14 protein-coding genes are annotated in these 18750 nt (G+C 54.3%); 9 read left to right on the top strand and 5 right to left on the bottom strand.

Annotated features, from left to right (window positions below):
- Nucleotides 1–91: 91 nt before the first annotated feature.
- Nucleotides 92–637, bottom strand: coding sequence for a class I SAM-dependent methyltransferase (locus A7E78_RS11350; protein WP_235606739.1), 546 nt, complete (start codon nt 635–637; stop codon nt 92–94).
- 427 nt (nt 638–1064) lie between these two features.
- On the opposite strand from A7E78_RS11350, the gene A7E78_RS11345 reads away from it, so the two are divergent.
- Both A7E78_RS11345 and A7E78_RS11340 read left to right on the top strand, forming a co-directional pair.
- The gene (locus A7E78_RS11345; protein ID WP_072284398.1) at nt 1065–1943 is read left to right on the top strand and encodes a response regulator; all 879 of its coding nucleotides are present in this window, start codon (nt 1065–1067) and stop codon (nt 1941–1943) included.
- A 187-nt stretch (nt 1944–2130) separates the two neighbouring features.
- Nucleotides 2131–2979 carry a GspE/PulE/PilB domain-containing protein gene (locus A7E78_RS11340; RefSeq protein ID WP_072284397.1) on the top strand — a complete coding sequence of 283 codons (849 nt, stop codon included), beginning with the start codon at nt 2131–2133 and terminating at the stop codon, nt 2977–2979.
- 3 nt (nt 2980–2982) lie between these two features.
- Here A7E78_RS11340 and A7E78_RS11335 read toward each other — a convergent pair whose 3' ends face one another.
- Both A7E78_RS11335 and A7E78_RS11330 read right to left on the bottom strand, forming a co-directional pair.
- On the bottom strand, nt 2983–4293 hold the full coding sequence (locus tag A7E78_RS11335; protein WP_072284396.1) for a diguanylate cyclase domain-containing protein: 1311 nt from the start codon (nt 4291–4293) through the stop codon (nt 2983–2985).
- A gap of 14 nt (nt 4294–4307) precedes the next feature.
- A complete protein-coding gene (locus A7E78_RS11330) occupies nt 4308–8258 on the bottom strand; it encodes a PAS domain S-box protein (protein WP_235606836.1) in 3951 nt (1316 codons plus the stop codon).
- Between A7E78_RS11330 and A7E78_RS15440 the strand changes: the two genes are divergently transcribed.
- Entirely contained in the window at nt 8196–8492 is a 297-nt protein-coding gene (locus A7E78_RS15440) for a hypothetical protein (protein ID WP_235606848.1), read from the top strand. The genes A7E78_RS11330 and A7E78_RS15440 overlap by 63 nt on opposite strands.
- Before the next feature lie 480 nt (nt 8493–8972).
- Complete coding sequence (locus A7E78_RS11325) at nt 8973–9362, top strand: response regulator (RefSeq protein ID WP_072284394.1); 390 nt, start codon at nt 8973–8975, stop codon at nt 9360–9362.
- A 97-nt stretch (nt 9363–9459) separates the two neighbouring features.
- Here A7E78_RS11325 and A7E78_RS11320 read toward each other — a convergent pair whose 3' ends face one another.
- A complete protein-coding gene (locus tag A7E78_RS11320; RefSeq protein ID WP_072284393.1) occupies nt 9460–10407 on the bottom strand; it encodes a YbgA family protein in 948 nt (315 codons plus the stop codon).
- Between the two features lie 266 nt (nt 10408–10673).
- On the opposite strand from A7E78_RS11320, the gene corA reads away from it, so the two are divergent.
- From corA to A7E78_RS11295, 5 genes are read left to right on the top strand one after another with little or no spacing between them, the layout of a single operon-like run.
- Complete coding sequence (gene corA / locus A7E78_RS11315; RefSeq protein WP_072284392.1) at nt 10674–11789, top strand: magnesium/cobalt transporter CorA; 1116 nt, start codon at nt 10674–10676, stop codon at nt 11787–11789.
- Nucleotides 11780–14122 carry an ATP-binding protein gene (locus tag A7E78_RS11310; RefSeq protein ID WP_072284391.1) on the top strand — a complete coding sequence of 781 codons (2343 nt, stop codon included), beginning with the start codon at nt 11780–11782 and terminating at the stop codon, nt 14120–14122. Before corA ends, A7E78_RS11310 begins: the two co-directional genes overlap by 10 nt.
- 18 nt (nt 14123–14140) lie before the next feature.
- Nucleotides 14141–14986 carry a mechanosensitive ion channel family protein gene (locus A7E78_RS11305; protein WP_072284390.1) on the top strand — a complete coding sequence of 282 codons (846 nt, stop codon included), beginning with the start codon at nt 14141–14143 and terminating at the stop codon, nt 14984–14986.
- A 22-nt stretch (nt 14987–15008) separates the two neighbouring features.
- On the top strand, nt 15009–16478 hold the full coding sequence (locus tag A7E78_RS11300) for a deoxyribodipyrimidine photo-lyase (protein ID WP_072284389.1): 1470 nt from the start codon (nt 15009–15011) through the stop codon (nt 16476–16478).
- Between the two features lie 38 nt (nt 16479–16516).
- Entirely contained in the window at nt 16517–17251 is a 735-nt protein-coding gene (locus tag A7E78_RS11295; protein WP_072284388.1) for an MBL fold metallo-hydrolase, read from the top strand.
- Between the two features lie 125 nt (nt 17252–17376).
- On the opposite strand, the gene A7E78_RS11290 is transcribed toward A7E78_RS11295, so the two are convergent.
- Nucleotides 17377–18747: a sigma-54-dependent transcriptional regulator gene (locus tag A7E78_RS11290; protein ID WP_072285135.1), complete on the bottom strand. Its 1371-nt coding sequence runs from the start codon at nt 18745–18747 to the stop codon at nt 17377–17379.
- Nucleotides 18748–18750: the final 3 nt, after the last annotated feature.

Raw genomic sequence — 18750 nt, 5'->3', positions numbered from 1 at the left:
AGTCATGCTCCATACTTTTTTGATAAAACAACCTGATTTTTGCTTATGGCCCAAATTTTCTATATGTTTTAGCAGCAATGGAATAGCGATATTACGAGGTTTTTTGCAGCAGAATAACGTCAGGCGCAATCAATTCAAGGCGGGCATTCAACTTACGAGCAAGATAAACAAAGGTTTCCCGACTAAAAAAGGCAACATGGGTAGGATCGTTTTTGTAGTGCCAGCGTGAGAAGGCCTGTTGGTCAATCACCAGCTTGGTCATGACGCCCAACCAACCTTCGACAGCAAGCAATTCCCAAAGGAACTGAAGTTCTCGTCCGGGAGCATGAAAATGCTCCAGCACCTCGCTGCAAGAGATGAAGTCATAACGGTTTTGCAGAACGGAACGGTCCGGTGCATAGAAAGGATCGTAAATTGCCATATCGAATCCGGCCTCAGCGAACATCGGCGCTAAAGTCGGTCCCGGTCCGGAACCAAAGTCAAGTCCTTTCGCCCCCGCAGTCAGCCGCTCCCGTAGGGGCTCAAACAAACGCTGCAAAAATTTTCGATAACCGGGATCGCCAGGATCGTTGCGATGAAGATCATATTCGGCTTTTTCAGCCGCCAGAGAGAGATGATATTCGGTTGGAACGAACACCAGAAAGCACCGGTCACAACGCATGTAGGAGCGACGTTGATCGCGCCAGAAAGGAAGAGTTCGTTTATTTTCACAAAGGGGGCAAATCATAGAAAGTCCATCTACGAAGAACTGTTTTTCTGAGCTCGGACTAATTAGAGCCAACATAAGGCGCTGAAATCATTACGCTTGTCGAATTTTCTTACAGACCAAAATCCATCCAGCCGATTCCCCGGCAAAACAAAAAAACAGGCGTCGAAAAACCTTACACCCTGTTGTTATAGCATCGAGCGCCGAGTCAAAAACAGGCTTTAATTGCCTAAATCCTGGCGTGGCGATCCAAACCTTAGCGTGGTGCCATATTTGCATTATTGAGACCGGATAGGCGCTGCCCCGAGTTTTTTGTTTTTACATTCCTTTTGATAGTGAGTGACCGATGCGATCTCGTATGAAGTTTGGTGAAATCCTGCTGCAAGCAGGCGTCATTACCGAGGCAGACCTGAATGCGGCTCTCTCCCTACAAATCAAAAATGGCATGGCTCTGGGACGAATTCTTGAAGACCTGGGCTTGATCAGTGACAGGGACATCGTCGATATCCTGGCTCGCCAATTCAATCTGCCGGTCATCGACACTATTCAGGAAGATTCCGTTTCTGAAACGGTACTTGAACTCATTGATTGCGGCGACGCTCTTAAAATGATGGTCTTTCCCTTGGGAATCTGCAAAGACGGTGTTGAAGTGGCCGTAAGCAATCCCCTTGATTTTAACACCCTGGATCGCCTGGCGTTCAAGACCGGCCGTCAAATTCGGCCGGTTCTAGCCACCCCGACCACCATTTTCAAAGCCATCAAGCGCTTTTATCTGAAAGAACCCGAGGCGGACGCTTCCTCCGGCACCTATCTGCTGATCATCGATGATCACGACCTGTTCCGCACCACAATCTGCAACAACCTTAAGCGGAATGGCTATTTGCCCCTCTTGACGGTGACCGTGGAAGAGGCCATTCACATCGCGCAACAAACCACTCCGCGACTTATCCTGGTAGACACCTGCATGAAAACGGTCAGTAGCCAGATGATCTTTGAACAGCTTCAGCAAAACAGCTATACCAGCAGTTGTCCTATTATTGCCCTGACGGCGAACAATACCCCTGACGAGGAAGCCTTTCTGTTGCGGCTCGGTTTCTTTGATGTAATTGCCAAACCTCTTAACTACACTCGGCTACAAGCCCGGATCGAACGGGCACTGCATTTTTACTATCACAGTGCCGCTCCCCCCTATGCTCACGCTTTTCAAGACGATGCCGTCAGCGTTCTGGCCAGTTGAACCGTTTACCGGGCTATTGAAAGGGCGTCACTTCCTGTAAGGGGTTAATCTTCTGCCCCTCATCGCCTGTCGTCAAAAACCCAAGCACCTGAAAATCCAGGGCGGTTGATCAGAACAAGGGCTTTTATCCACACCTAGACTGTGCTAATAAAAGATATCTATTCACCACAGATAAGGCTTGGAGAACATGCAGATTCGCAAAAGATTCGGAGAAATCCTGGTCGAGGCCGGGGTCATCACAGACAGCGTCCTTAAAACCGCCTTGCAAGCGCAAAAAAAATCGGGATTGGCCCTGGGCCGGATCCTCGAGGATATGGGTGCTATCAGCGACTGGGACATCGCCTGCATTCTCGCCCGCCAGTTCAACCTCAGCGCCATTCAGACCATCTCCGCACCGGTCATCCCCGAGAACCTGCAACAGGTCATCGACTGCGATATGGCCATTAAGAAAAATATCTTTCCCATTGAACTTAAAGACGGCCTCTTAAAGCTGGCCATCAGCAATCCCCTTGATTTTGACACGCTCGATAAAATCGCCTTCAAAACAACGCTGCGGATCGAACCGGTCCTGGCGACCCCGACAGAAATTTTCAAAGCCATCAAGCGGTATTACATGCATGAAGAACCGACGAAGGCTTCAGCACCAAACAAGGTCCTGATTATCGATGAAAACGACCTCTATCGCGGAATCGTCTGCGCCAACCTTCGCAATGCCGGCTATCAACCGTTCTTCGCCACTTCCACCATGGCCGCCGTCAAATTGGCCATGCAGGAAAATCCGCACCTGATCCTGCTCAGCACAACGGGCAATACGGCACACGCCAAAAAGCTAATTCAAAACTTACAAAACAATGTTGTGACCCAAAGCCGACCGGTGATCGCCCTTGCGGCCATCAGTTCTCCCGAAGAGGAGGCAGCTTTGCTCAGTATGGGATTTTTCGATGTTGTATTCAAACCCGTCAATTATGTGCGACTGCTGGCTCGCATTGAACGTACCATTCGCTTTTTTTATCACGAACAAATTCCCCATCGCTGACCGTTAAGACCCTTTTCCCCCCTCAAGACCCTGGTAGACGCAAACGCCTCCCTTGCCACGTTTCTTGATCTGGTACATGGCCTTGTCGGCGCGGCTGATCAACTCATCAACAGTCTTACCGAGATCAGGGTAGGTGGTAATACCGATACTCGCACCAAGCGTGCAGCTTACTGAACGAAGGGAAAAAGGCCTCCGGACCTCCTGCAACACTTTCTCCCCGACCAATTGGGCATCCTCCAATAACGCGATATCCGGCAAGACGATACCGAATTCATCGCCTCCCAAACGAGCGGCACTGTCCACCTCTCGCAGCAAGAGCTTGATTCGCTTGGCGATAAGGACCAGGGCTTCATCTCCTGCCTGATGTCCGAAGCGGTCGTTGATGCCCTTGAAACCATCTAAATCAATAAACAGCATGCCGACCCGGCCGCCAAATCGCCGAGCATGGGCCAACGCCTGTTCGAGCCGGTCAATAAACAATCGCCGGTTGGGCAAACCTGTCAACATATCGTGGGTGGCCTGTTGCTGCAGCTGCTTATTAAGCTCCAGCAATTCTTCTCGAGCAAGCCGGTGTTCGGTAATATCGGTAACAATGCTGGCCAGGCGAACACACCGCCCCTGCTGGTCGCAAACAGGAAAACGCCGGTCCCTGATCCAGCGAATAGAACCATCTGGACGAACTAATCGGTACTCTAATTCGCGGGTTTCTCGACCCGGTTGGGCAAAAACAGCGACAACCCGGTCCAGGTCGTCCTCATAAACAGCATCGAGAAAGGACAGGGGCTTTTGATAAAGGCTGTCCTGCGAACGCCCCCACAACCGCTCGTAGGCGGAACTGACGTAATAAACGACCTTCAGGTCAGGGCTGGTGAGGCAGAAGACATCATCAATGCCCTCGGCAACCAAGCGAAACATTTCCTCGCTCTCTCTGGCCCGCAATTCAGTGGCCCGGCGGTGCAAGGCCATATCCAGGCCGATGCGCAAATCGATCTCTTGAAAAGGCTTGAGCAAAAACCCGTAGGGGTCAGTTTGCCTTGCCCGGGCCAAAGTCGCCTCATCAGTATGCGCGGTCAGATAAACGGATGGAATCGCGAACCTTTCACGGATCAGGGCGGCCGCTTCGATACCGTCCATGGCACCGGCCAGATGAATATCCATCAGCACCAGATCGGGCTTCAGGGTGGCGGCCTGATCCAGGGCTTCTTCACCAGAGGCAACGACGCCACAGACCTCGTGGCCCAGGCTGCCTAGCTGTCTCTCGATATTGAGAGCGATCAGGGCCTCATCTTCAACAATCAGAATTTTACCTATCAAGACCGCCTAACTCCTTAAACCAGCCGTTCCGAGTCCTGGTGAGTCCTTTGCTGAGCGCTCGCCACTTCAGAAGCAAAAGTCACCCGAAACAGGGTTCCACCGTCTCTTTTCACTTCAAGAGTGCCGTTGAGTTGATTTGTCAATGCCGTCACCAGTTGCAGGCCGAGGGTCGCGGTGTGGCGACAATCAAGGTCCGCGGGCAGGCCCACGCCGTCGTCCGCCACGGACAGACTCAATTGCCTGCCAGATTTCATCATCGAGACGATAATGGTTCCGTTGCTACCATCAGTGAAGGCATGTTTGTAGGCATTGGACAGCAACTCGGTAATCAACAAACCACAAGGAATCACCTGGGCAATATCGAGGGAGATATCCCCGATAACCGACCGACACTCTATCTGCTGCTCGGGTCCCTGAAATACTTGCCGCAGCTGACTGACCAAACTTTCCACATAGTCTTTTAGGCTGATCTCGGCGAGACTCTTGGATTGATAAAGGAGCTCATGGGCCAGAGCCATGGAGCAGATACGGCTCTGACTTTCGAGAAAGTGGCTTTGCAGCTCGGGATCGGAAAGCTTCTGCGATTGCAGGTAGAGCAAACTCGACACCACCTGCAGGTTGTTCTTAACCCGGTGGTGGATCTCCCGCAGCAGCACCTCTTTCTCTTCCAGAGAAGCCCGAATAACCCCCTCGGTCCGCTTGCGCTCGGTAATGTCGAGAAACGACGCCACACCGGCGACGTTCGTCTGATTTTTCATGACCCCGGCCGAAACCAGTATATACAATTCCTCGCCCTGCTTGGTCACGTACTTGGCTTCATACTGGCCAGGCACAGCTTCACCGTCCATCCGGTCCAGCCCGCGGCTACGGATCAACTCCTTGAAATCCGCATGAGCCCAATCCCAGAAGTGCATCCGGCACAACTCCTCGGCGCTATAGCCGAACAGCCGCTCCATGGCGGGATTGGCGTAACTGATGTGTTCCCCATTGTAGGTACAGATCGCCACCGGCGAGGTTTCCGCCAGCACGCGGAACTTCTCTTCGCTCTCCCGCAGAGCCTCTTCCGCTGCCAGCTGATCGGTTATGTTTTCCTGATAACTTTCAAACCCTCTGGCTTGACCGTCCTCATCCATGATTCGCCGGGAATGAACCCGACAGGTAACCATACTGCCGTCTTTGCACAGCAGTCGGTTGTTGTAGACCGTCCAGGACTCCGTGTTTAGAATTTTACCTACCAGGGGTTCCCGCTCGGACGGCTCAGGAAACAGTTCCTCCTGAATGCTGGAACGGTTGATGGTCTCCATCAGCTCCTGCGCCGAATCGTATTTCAGGATAGAAGCGAGAGCTGGATTGACATTCAGCAGTTTGCCGTCGTTGGTGGAGTGGGTGATGCCGAAGGGGGCATGCTCGACGATGGAGCGGTATCGGCGCTCCGACTCCCGCAGCGCCTCTTCCGCCCGCTTGCGATCGCTGATATCCATGACCACACCCTGTAAGTGGGTCACCCGCCCCTCGGCATCCCGCTCGGCCACAGTGCGGTCATCGATCCAGCGCACCTCTCCCTGCTTGGTGACAATCCGGTATTCCTGGCCAAAGCGATCCTCGCCTGAGGCGATGTATTCCTGCACTTCTGCAGCTACCCGATCGAGATCCTCCGGGTGGACCAGGTCTACAAAGGGAACAGAGCCGGACAATAATTCTTCTTGGCTATAGCCGAACTGAGTAACGTTTCCAGTGACCATCTCAACCGGCCACCCCTCGGCATTGCGCCAGCGGAACAGCACCGCCGGGCTGTTTTCCACGATCAGACTGGCCTGCCGCAAGGCCTGTTCGGTAGCCTTGCGCTCGCTGATGTCAGTGACAAAAGAACAGCTGAATTCGTTGCCGTCGCAATTCACATAATTGGTACGTACCTCCACCGGATAGATGCGGCCATCCTTGGCCCGATGGCGGCTTTCGAAGTGCAGCGAGCCTTCCGCTTTCAAGGTCTCCCAGGCTGCAGACAACCTTTCCAAGGAAAAGTCGGGATCGATGTCCGGTATCGTCATACCCATCAGCTCATCACGGGTATAGCCCAGAGCGGCACTGGCGGCCTCATTGACGTAGATGATCCGTCCATCCGGCGTCCTCCAGAAAGCCTGGTCGATTGTGTTGTCGATGGCAAACTGGGTCAGGTGCAGCGCCTGCTCCTTCTCCTTACGCTCGGTGATATCCAGCAAAACGGCAATATTGCCGATGATACCGCCACCGCCGTCTTTCAGGGGCGAGGCATAAATACTGTAATCGATGGGGGTGCCGTCCTTGCGCTGGCGGCACACTTCAACACCATCGAGAGATTGGCCGCTCTCAACCCATTCTCTAAGGCGCCGGAACTCCACCTGGTCAGCCTCAGGCACACTGGGCAACGGATGTCCCATGATTTCGTCGGCACTCCAGCCGAGCATCTTTTCTGCAGCCGGATTCCAGACGTGGCATACTTTGCCGCCCAGGTCCAGGCCGACGATCGCCGTGGGTGCCGCTTCGATAATGGCACGAAGCAGATCGTTGGCACTGCGCAGCTTTTCTTCGTTCGCTTTGCGTTCGCTGATATCGGTGGCAAAGGAGCAGCTGTATTCCTTACCGTCAAAATTGACGTAATTGCTACGAATCTCTACCGGATATATACGCCCGTCTTTGGCCTTATGACGGCCCTCAAGGGATATCGAACCTTTTGCCTTAAGGGTCTCCCAACCTTCGGCCAGCCCTTCAAAGCCAAAGTCGGGATCGATGTCGGGTATCGACATGCCGATCAGCTCTTCACGGCTATAACCCAGCGCCGCGCAAGCCGCCTCGTTGACATAGATGATTCGCCCTTTCGGAGTCAGCCAAAAGGCCTGATCGACCGTGTTGTCGATAGCGAACTGAGTCAGGCGCAGCAGTTGCTCTTGCTCCTTGCGTTCGCTGATATCGACGACAAACGCGCAATTATATCCCTTGCCGTCAACCTCCAGATAATTGGCACGAACCTCTACTGGATAAGTTCGACCACCCTTGGCCCGATGTAAGGTTTCTAGAGTCAAGGAGCCTTTTTCCTTCAACTCGCGCCAATGCTCAACAAGCACCTCAGCCGTAAAGACCGGATCGATATCGGAAATCGACATCTGCAGAAGCTCTTCCTGGCTGTAACCCAGGGTCCGACACGTCGCGTCATTAACATAGAAGAAATGGCCATCGTCCGTCACCCAGAATGCCATGTCCTTCGATTTATCGATGGCAAACTGGGTGAACTTCAGGGCCCGTTCCGCCCGTTTGCGCTCGCTGATGTCGGTGGCAAAAAGGCAAAGGTATTCCTGCCCCTCATAAACCAGGTAATTGGCTCGAATCTCTACTGGAAAAATATGGCCATCCCGGGTCTGATGCCGCCGTTCGAAAGTTGCTGAACAGTGCCTTTTGATCTCCTGCCATCTCTGCCTGAAAACCTCGGGAGAACAATCGGGGTCGATGTCGAAAACCGACATGCCGGTCAATTCTATCTGACTGCACCCCAGGCTATAACAAGCCGCATCGTTGACATAAACGAACCGCCCCTGGTTATCGACCCATAAGACCTGGTCGGCGGCGTTTTTGATGGCAAATTGGGTGAATTCTAAAGCCCGTTCCGTACGCTTGCGTTCAGTAATGTCCTCAACGAAACCTTCCAGTTCGAAGGGTCTTCCCTCGGCATCGCGCACCGCTCGCAAATGGAAAAGGGTGTCGATGATGCTGCCGTCCTTGCAGAAAAAACTCTCTTCGCAGATCTGCCAGTCCCGGCTGTGCAACACCCGGTGGAGCAACTCCTCCCGGCGACCGTCGTGGGCATAGAGCGCTTTGGCAATCCCCGTTCGGTTAACCTCTGCGATCATCTCTTGCGGCGAAGCGTATTTATGCATGCGGGCGCAAGCCGAATTAACGCCCAGCAGTTTGCCGCCAAGACTGGAGCGAAAAATACCGACGGGCGCATCTTCATAGATCTTGTGGTAATGCTGCTCAGTGCCCTGGGACGGGGCAGCCACCTCCAAGGTAGCGTTTTCTGTCTGTTCGACTTGGTACGATTTACCATCGAGCGTGAAACGAAATCCGGTACTCCCCCCTTTTCATCGGGCTGCCAGTTGCGAGGAGGCATCGGCTGTGGCACTTCGGACACCTGTAGTGAAGGGCTGTTCTCCGAAGTGGCTGTATAACCGTGAGCCCGAAGGAGGTCTTGCAACGCCTCCAAGTCATGCCCATTTCCCTCGAGGACCAGAACTGTTTTCATAAACTCCATCCCGCTTCTGCGATCGCCAGTCCAACAAAAGTCACTTTAAAAACCCTGTGACTCATTTTTCACACCAAAGGCGCCACAACTTCATAATGCAGATTTTGACTTAGGAACTGCATGCTCTTTACACAAGAAACAAAACTCAAAACCACCGAAACCTGTTGATTTAAGATGATTTTAAAGCATATCCTTTTTTCTTTTGAACCGAAAGAGTGCTTAAAAATAAAATTCTCCCACAAAGTAAAAGAACTCAATTAAGCATTATGTTGTTTTTGCCGACCACATCACATGCCTTTACGAGCCTATGGGGGGGGTAAACAAAGGTTTCGCAGCAAAAAGCGTCGATAGAATTTCGGGGGTTTTTCATTTATTTTTCCACGCAAAAACTGTATGGTAACTCGCTATGAACGAGAATAATAAAGTCAGAATCCTGCTGGTTGAGGATGAAGCGATTACCGCTCTGGCCATGAACATGGCCCTGGAGAACATGGGCTATGCCACTTGCGAACCGGTAGCGACGGGCCGCAAGGCCCTTGAGCGGTTACCGCTGGACAAACCCGACGTGATCCTGATGGACATCAACCTGACCGGCAATATGGACGGCATCGAAACCGCCCATGAAGTACGAGCCCTCGGCCCGACGCCTATCATCTTTATCAGCGGCTATTCCTCTAACGAGTTGATGGAACGAGCTAAAGCCATCGACCCGGTGGCGATCTTTGTTAAACCGGTCCGGCCGCAAGAACTGCAAACCGCTATTGAGACCGCGCTAAAAGACCGCAAAGTTCCCTGACCAACCCACTCTAAATTCCCGCTTCGCTCTCCCGTCTTTGTTACACCCCCATCCTTCGCCGCAGCAAAAAAGAGCACAAAACGGCGCTCAAAATCAGCTATATGCCGATACGCAGATGCAATTCGACAGGATGGGGATGCAAATAAACCTGCTGATCCAAATAGGCTGGCTGATACTTGCGTACGTAGTGATTTAGCAGGGCTATCGGCACGTTCAAAGGCATCACACCCCGGCGATACTGATCGAACAGTTCGAGCATTTCCTGCTTTTCATCAGCACTGAGTTGCTGCTTAAAATAACCAAGGGCATGTTGCAAAACATTGACGTGCTTCGCCGGTGTCGCCGCCAGGCGAACCGCTTTCATCAGCAGCGCCTGGTATTGAGTCAATAGCTCGCCCGCCGTCAACAATCCGGCCTTAGCCACCAGTTTACCCATCTGCCGGGCCAATTCGACGCTGTGTGACATAAGCAACAGTTTGTGCCGGGCATGGAACTCTACCAGCGCCGCCGGCATACATCCCTCTGCCAGCAACTCGCGCCAGGATCGAAAGGTTGAAATCGCTTCCAAAAAGTTTTCCCGCAAACGCGGATCATTAAGTCTCCCGTCCTCTTCTACCGGCAACATCGGAAAACGGTCCATGAACAGCCGGGCAAAGAGGCCGACTCCATTTTTACTCGGCACCCCGTTACGGTCATAAAGTTTCACCCGGGCCATGCCACTGCTTGGGGAGCGGGACTTAAAAATAAACCCGCAAAGGCCTTCCGCCTCCAGCTTATCAAGGCGTTTTTGAGCCCAGGAGGTCATTTGCTCAGTAACGTCCTCTCCGCTCTTGGAGAAAACCAGACGCGGCGCACCAGGGTCGCCCACCAACCGTAAGGTCTCGCGCGGAATCGACAGGCCCATCTCCACCTCGGGGCAGACTGGCACATAGTCTACAAAATGCCCCAGGGTATCCCGCAGGTAGCGATTAAGCTGATGCCCGCCGTCATAACGAACATTTTGCCCAAGCAGGCAAGCGCTGATGCCGAGACGAATTTTCTCCATAGTTAGCATCCTTTACAGAATGTGGCTCGCAAAAACATGGGGATTAGAGTAAATTGTAACAAAGTTCCTCATGATAGTGCCACCATAGGAGTTTGTCGGACTATACGGGCCGAAGCGAGAATTTGGAGATTTGAGAACAGAATTTAGCTCATTTGAAGGTTCATAGCTGTAGATGGGCCAAAAAGGAGCTGAAACATGGGCCAAACATCCGAATTTACAGCCGGCGCATGGGTCGTCCGACAGGCTCCCAAGTTAAGGAGATGCTCATGGCCCGGGCCAGCAACGGTCGTCAATCGAGTAAAACCAAAAAAACCTTACGGAAGAAACTTCTGCCCAAAACTTCTCACAAGGCGGGCCGCCCCCCGGGCACCCTGGTGCATATCGGCAAGGTTCCCACGGCTGCCGCCGACATTCGTCGCATCGAATACAACCCGCAGCACATGACAGACCAGGTAATCAGCAGCCCGTTAGACTGCCGGCCCTCGGCCGAAACCACCATGGTCAGCTGGATCAATGTCAACGGCTTGCATGATCTGCCGTTGCTGGAAAAGGTTGGCGTCAATTTCACTCTCCACCCCCTGGTACTGGAAGATATCGTCAATACTGAACATCGTCCAAAGTTTGAAGATTTCGACAGCTACCTCTTTATAGTCTTGAAGATGCTTCATTACGACATACCATCTGCGGAGATTCATACTGAGCAGGTCAGTTTTGTTCTGACTCCTAATACAGTGCTGTCCTTTCAGGAAAAACAGGGCGACGTCTTTGAAGGGGTGCGGGAAAGGCTGCGCAACAACAAAGGGCGTATCCGGAAGATGGGAAGCGATTATCTGGCCTACGCCCTGCTCGATTCGGTGGTTGACAGTTATTTTGTCATCCTTGAGCAGATCGGCGAACAGGTGGAACTGCTTGAAGAGGAACTGGTTTCACGACCAACTCCGGAAACCCTGAACAAAATTCATCATTTCAAGCGGGAGATGATCCTCCTGCGCAAAGCGGTTTGGCCCCTGCGGGAGCTTATCGGCGGCATGCAACGCAATGAATCGGCTCTCGTAACCGATGCCACCGGCATTTTTTTGCGGGATGTCTACGATCACACCATTCAGATCCTCGACACGGTGGAAACTTTCCGGGATGTTCTCTCCGGGTTGCTGGACCTGTATCTTTCCATCATCAGCAACCGCATGAACGAGGTCATGAAGGTTCTAACCATCATCGCCACCATCTTCATCCCTCTGACTTTCATCGCCGGCATCTACGGCATGAACTTTGACCACATCCCGGAGCTGCACTGGCGTTGGAGTTACCCGGCACTTTGGCTGATCATGCTGACCGTAGGGGGCATCATGATCTATTATTTCAAGAGGAAACGATGGCTTTGAATCCCTCCAACTGCCACAGACAACTGACCGGACTGGCCCAAAAAGACCCTTTTCTCAGCCAAGCCGACCAACGACCGTTGCTTGATGGCATGCTGCAACAGATGGACGCTGCAGTAAAAGATGCCCTGGATCAAGCCGACCGAAAGCTGGCCGAAACCGGGCAGAAGCTGGACAGCGAATTGACAAAGGCTGCCGGTTTTCTACGCAAGGCCAATGAACAGCTGGGCGAGGAATTTGCCGCCACCCTGGCAACCAAACCGCTATCGCCGGCAGCGGTTTCCGGGCTGGCTCGCTCCATCGAGGGGCGCATCCTCTGGCTCTACGATCGGGTGCGCTCAAGTCTCGAACGCAGCCTGCGGCGGGTTGGGCTGAAGAAACCTGTGCCAGGCGATATCCTGCAGACCCTGACGGCCGCCTGGTCGAAACCCTGCAGCGAAATGCCGGTAGAACTGGTGTTGATCATTGATCGACAGCAACAGCAGGAAGCAGCAGGCCGCTCGATCTGGCAGATCGAAGGAGAACGACTTCTCGAGCAGGCTTGCAACGGGCATGGATTTTTTGCCCGTTGGCTGACCTATCTACGCCTGCGCCAGCAACTACGGCGCCGCTACCGGGTGCTGCACAGCGAACCGTGCGATACCCTCAATCGTCATCAGCCCGCCCTGTTGCAAAACAATCAGCTGCCGGCCCTTGAAAACTGTCAACAGCAGCATGAAGAAATGTCCCGCGCCTTTGCCGACCTGTGGCGCAACTTGCGCTTTAACCTGGATACTGCCGCCGATGACTGCGCCGGCCTGGCCACCGACCTGAGCAGTCCCGAGCCAAACCCCTCAGCGGATCAGCAACTAAACGAGACAGCACGCCTGGTAGCCGACACCCTGACGCGGGCAGCCGATCAGCTACTGACCATAGCTGCCCCCCTTAAGGAAGCCTGGCAACAGCTGCTTACGGAACTGGACCGTGACCGAGATGAAATCCTGGCTCTCATTCCCCGAGACCTGCAGCGAGACCTGAGTCTGCAGGAGCGGGCTTTGCACAGCCAAAGGAGACTGGGCCGGACATTGACTCGCTGGCGCAAACAGGGTCGCCAGGGGTTGGACAAACCTCTACAATATCTGGCGGCTCGCGGGGAGCAACTGTCCTCTCTTCGCCACCGGTTGTTTTTTAAATCCGGTGGCGACCGGGGCAAGGAGGAAACCCTTCAACAGCTTTCCGACCTGCCAACGGCAGCGGATATTCTTTTGCGGTCGACCTCACTGCCGCCGGTCTGTCGTCGCCTGTTCACCATGGGAGCATTGAAAAATCGTGAGTTTCTGGTCGGCAAAGAAACCGAGCTGGAAACCCTGCGTGAATTGTTTAGCCGCTGGCAGAAGGGGCGTCTGTGCAGCATAGCGGTGGTCGGCCCCCACGGCAGCGGAAAATCTTCGTTGGTCAATTGTTTCGAAAGCGAACTCGACTCACAGACAACCATTCATCACCTCACGATCGATAACCGGCTTGGCAGCGCTACGCAACTGCTCGAGCTCTGCACCGGCTGGTTCAACTTGCCAGCCATTCCCAAAGATCTGGATACCCTCGAAAGACAGCTGAACCAGTTGCCTCCGGCGGTCGTCATCGTTAATAATGCTCACCGGTTGCTACTGCGTACGCCGGGCGGACTGCAGAGCGCTCGAACGTTTTTGCGGCTAGTGCTGGCCACCCGTCGCCGCCTGCTGTGGATAATCACCTGTCGAAAATATCCCTGGCAACGAATGCAACATCTGCTGCAGATCGATCGCTACTTCACCCACCAGCTACAAACCCTGTTCGGAACCCAGTCCGAAATGCGAGACGCCCTGCTGTTACGACTGCAGACCAGCAGTTACCCAGTGGTATTCCTGGACAATAATCCTACCGGCAACCCAGCAAAGAAAACCGGTGCGGATCAGAATTCGCTTCAGGAGCGGTTCTTTGCCGATCTGTTCGCCGCCAGTCGGGGCAACATGCAGGCGGCTCTCTACTACTGGTTGCTTTGCCTTGCTTACGACCAGACACAGGAAACCCTGACTGTCCAGCCCTTGGGAAAGCTGGACTATAGTTCTCTGCGCTCCCTTGACCGCCAGCAACTCTACGCTCTCGCCGAAATTGTCGCTCACGGAGAGCTTACCACCGCCGAACACACGGCCATTTTTAACTGCGATACCCTGCGCAGCCACATGCTCCTCGACCACCTCGCTCAACTTAACCTGCTGGAATGTACGCCAGAGGGAAACGCCCCGGAGCGCTACCAACTCAGTCCCCTCTTCTTCGCACCGGTGACCGCCACTCTCGAAGGGCATAATATCCTTTTGTAAACTGCCCAAGGAGCCGTGATGAAAGACCTGCAAGTACTACCCCTGCCAGACTTCTTTCGCCAGCACCTGTCCGGAGACCGCTTGTTGGCCAGTCTGCTGATCATTGTCCTGACCGCAGCCGGATTATGGCTGCTCCGTTGGGCGCTCAATGTCCTGGCTGCGCGCTTCAGCCGCCAACGACTGCTGATCTCAGGTCTCTACCCGGTGCTGCGGCTTCTGTGCTGGATCTCTGCCGTAGCCTACATCTTGTTTGTCATCATCCATCCGCCCCTCAACACGTTACTGGCCGTCTCCGCTTCCGCCGGTCTGGCTCTGGGACTGGGCGCACAGGATCTAATACGCAACATTGTTGCCGGCGTCCTGATTCTTTTTGAGCGGCCTTTTCACATCGGCGATATGATTCAGGTCGGAGAGCACTACGGAGAAGTGGTCAATATCGGCCTGCGCTCCGTGCAGATCCGCACCTTTGAAGACTCGGTGGTAACCTTCCCCAATGCCCTGGTTCAGACCCAGGCAGTAAGCAACGCCAACGCCGGCCAACTCAATGAAATGGTCGTGGTTCGTTTTCATCTGCCGGCCGACGTCCCGGTGGGGCCGGTCAAAGAACTTGCCTGGGAGGCCGCAGCCTGCTCCCCCTACGTGCATCTCGGCAAACCGATCGCGGTGCTGATCGAGGACCGCTTCGACTACCGATTTTCGACCCGCTTCACCATCAAAGCCTATGTGCATGAAATTCGTCTGGAACGTATCTTGGCCAGCGACATTCTGGAGCGGGTTAAAAAGGCGCTGCAGGAACAGGGGCTGGCGGCTCCAATGATTGGCAAGGTAACTACCTGCGGCCAGCAACCGGGACAACCCGCCTGAGCTGAACTACAAGGAGCCCGCCATGCATGCCGTTCCAGCCGAGCGAATTTCGACAGCCAACGACCTGCCGATTCAAGACCGTGGCCGCTACGTGCTGTATTGGATGCGCGCCGCACGACGACCCTTCTGGAATTTTTCCCTACAGCACGCTGTGCAGCGAGCCATTGAACTGCAACGCCCTCTGTTGATCGTCGAAACCCTGGCTTGCGATGAGCCTTGCGCGAACCTGCGTCATCATCACTTTGCCCTCGATGGCATGGCTGACAATGCCCGACAGTTTGCCGACAAGAGCGTGGCATACCATCCCTTTGTCGAACAACAACCGGGCCAGATCGGTGCACTGTTAACACAAATCGGCCAGGAAACCTGCCTGCTGGTTACCGACGAGCATCCCCTGCTTGAGCAGAGACAACAGCTAAGCGCATTGGCTAAAGCTCTGCCCATCTGCATCGAAGTCATCGATGGCAACGGCATCTTGCCCTTACGGGCGACCGACCGGGATTTCACTACCGCCTACTCTTTTCGCCGTTTTTTACAGCGGCAACTGGCAGGGCACCTGCTCACCATGCCGCTGGCCGACCCCCTAAGGGAAACCAGGCTACCTCAACTGAAGAAAAAGCCCGAGATCCTGTCGAAACCAGAGTCGACATTCAGCGATAACCTGCTCAAAGGGCAGCACAACAGCCTTTATCAGCTACCCATCGACCAGCAAGTTCAGCCGGTTAAGCAATCCGGCGGTTATCAAGCAGCGGAAGTACTTTTTGAACGCTTTCTGGCAGAGGGGTTGCCGCGCTATGTCGAACAGCGCAATCAGCCGGAGCGGGAGATTACCAGTGGACTCTCTGCCCACCTGCGCTGGGGACACATCAGCCCGCACCAGTTGGTTCAGCGGCTGTTGACTCAAGAAGGCTGGACACCCGGCCACCTGTCTCTGGAATGCCGTGGACAGCGAAGCGGCTGGTGGGGGTTGAATGAGAACAGCGAAGCCTTTCTCGACCAGCTCATCACCTGGCGCGAGCTCGGTTATCAGCTCTGCCATCGCCGGGACGATTACCAGCAGGTCGACTCCCTGCCCGAGTGGGCCCAACAGACTCTGAACCATCATGCCGACGATCCGCGACCTTATCTCTATTCGGCTGAAGAACTGGCCGCCTCGCAAACCCACGATGCGCTGTGGAATGCGGCCCAAAGGCAGCTGGTTCGGGAAGGCCGGATACACAATTATCTGCGCATGCTATGGGGCAAAAAGATTCTCGAATGGTCCCCCTCGCCGAAGGCAGCTCTGAAGGTGATGATCGACCTCAACGACCGTCTTGCTCTTGACGGTCGCGATCCCAACAGCTACAGCGGTATCGGTTGGTGTCTGGGACGTTTTGATCGGGCCTGGGGGCCGGAACGTCCCATCTTCGGCAAAATCCGCTACATGAGCTCACTAAATACGGCACGTAAGGTTTCGGTAAAAAATTATCTGCGTCGCTACGGACCGGATTGACCCCATTATTCTCCCGCTCAAGACCAGGAAAAAGACCCATGCAGCTGACTTTTCTCGGCACGGGAAATTCCAGCGGTTTCAGCAACACTCGCCACCGCCTGCACAGCGCCCTGCTTTTTGAAGGGCCGCAAGGCCGAGTCATGATCGACTGCGGAAGCGATTGGCTGGAGGAATTGCCGCACCTGGCACCCGAGGCCCTGCTGCTTACCCACGCTCATCCCGATCACAGCGGGGGCCTGGAACAGGGTGCCCCCTGCCCGGTCTACGCAACAGCGGACACCTGGCAGCGGCTCGCCGACTATCCTCTCACCGAAAAACGACTGCTTGAAGCAGGGAAAATGCAGGCCATTAACGGCCTGCTCATCCAAGCGGTGCCACTGTTCCATTCCTTACGAGCCCCAACCGTCGGGCTCCGCATTCAGACCGGAAACACCTGCCTCTTTTACGCTCCCGACGTGGCGGCTCTTATGGAACCAGCCACTACTTTAAAAGGAGTCGATCTCTATATCGGCGACGGCAGCGCCCTTGATAACTCTTTGCTCCGTGTCGAGCAGGGACGAGCCTGCGGCCATGCTCCCGTTTCAGAGCAGCTGCAATGGTGCCGTGCTGCCGGAGTCGAGTCCGTAATCGTCACCCACTGCGGCAGTGCGATTATCGGCGATGAGCACTCGGCCTGTGACCAACTCGCTGCTCTAGCCGCGAATTTTGGTATCGACCTGGAAATCGCTTTCGATGGTTTACAGCGCTGTATTGGTTGCGAAGAATCTTCGTAATTGAGGAAGGAAAATAGAGAAAAAGACCTGTACCCGCATCACGGGATAAAGCAACATGAAACGAGCCCTGGTCCTCTGCTATTCAGATATTAAAAAAGCGGGCCCAGGGGCCCGCTTCGATCAAACTACATATAATCAAACTTTTTCATTCGATAGCGCAGGGCATCGATGCCTAGGTTTAGCAACTTGGCGGCTTTGGATTGATTACCTTCTGCGAGTTCCAACGCCTGGCGAATCAACTCCCGTTCCACATCCTCGATATCAATCCCTTCGGGCGGCAAACGAAAGTTAAGGGGCCCGACCTGGCCACAAACGGTCTTGTCGACCATCTCCCGTGGTAAATTTTCCACCAGCAACTGATCCTCGCATTCGAGAATAACCGCTCGCTCGATCACATTTTTCAGTTCGCGAATATTGCCGGGCCAGGGATATTCGACCAGGATCTTCTCCGCCATCCGCGAAATACCGTTGACTCGCTTGCCAAATTCACAATTGAACTGGTGGATAAAATGCGCGGCCAATTCCGGGATATCCTCACGGCGCTCTCGTAACGGGGGCAGCTGAATGGGGATGACGCCGATGCGATAGTAAAGGTCGCTGCGAAAGGACTCATCCTCCATGGCCTTGACCAGGTCCCGGTTGGTGGCTGAAACGATTCGCACATCCACCTTGATGTCCCGGGTACCACCGACGCGACGAAATGCCCGTTCCTCGAGAATCCGCAGTAGTTTGACCTGCATGGCCGGACTCATATCGCCAATTTCATCGAGGAACACGGTGCCGCCGTCAGCCAGCTCGAAAAGCCCCTTCTTCTGTGTCTTGGCGTCGGTAAAAGCCCCCTTCTCATACCCCATCAATTCACTTTCGAGCAGGGTCTCCGGCACTGCCGAACAGTTAATGGCCATAAAGGGCTGATCGGCGCGAGAGCTCTCGTGATGGATGGCCCGGGCAATGAGTTCCTTCCCCGTGCCGCTTTCACCCTGAACGAGAACCGTGCCAGCTTCGCTAAGAGCCACCTTGCGGACAATGTCCAGCACCTGCTGCAGAGCACGGCTGTTGCCGACGATGTTCTCGATACCGTAGCTTTTGCCACTGGCCGAACGCAGCAACTCCACTTCCCGTTTGAGTTGATCGGTCTCCAGAGCGCGATCGACGGTGAGAACCAACTCGTCCATATCACAAGGGCGTTTCAGACACTCGAAGGCGCCAAGACGCAGTGCTTCAACGATGACATCAGAGCCGTCAGCCGGCGTCGTCAGCAGGACATTGGTGGAATCGTCTTGACTGCGCACTTGGCGCAACAGCTCTAAACCGCTGAGATCGGGCAACTGTTGATCGATAAGCAACAGGTCGAAAGACTCGACCTCGAGGCGCTTCACCGCCTCTTGACCGCTATGCAGACTGCTCACCGCATAGCCGTGCTCTTCGAGCAAGGTCGTTACAGCCCGACAGCGGATTTGATCCTCATCCACCAGCAACACATTTCGCTTACGCACCAT

This window comes from Syntrophotalea acetylenivorans, assembly GCF_001887775.1.
GTDB classification, from domain to species: Bacteria; Desulfobacterota; Desulfuromonadia; order Desulfuromonadales; family Syntrophotaleaceae; genus Syntrophotalea_A; species Syntrophotalea_A acetylenivorans.
The sequence above is the reverse complement of the archived record's forward strand: the minus strand, read 5'-3'. Positions and strand labels throughout refer to the sequence as shown.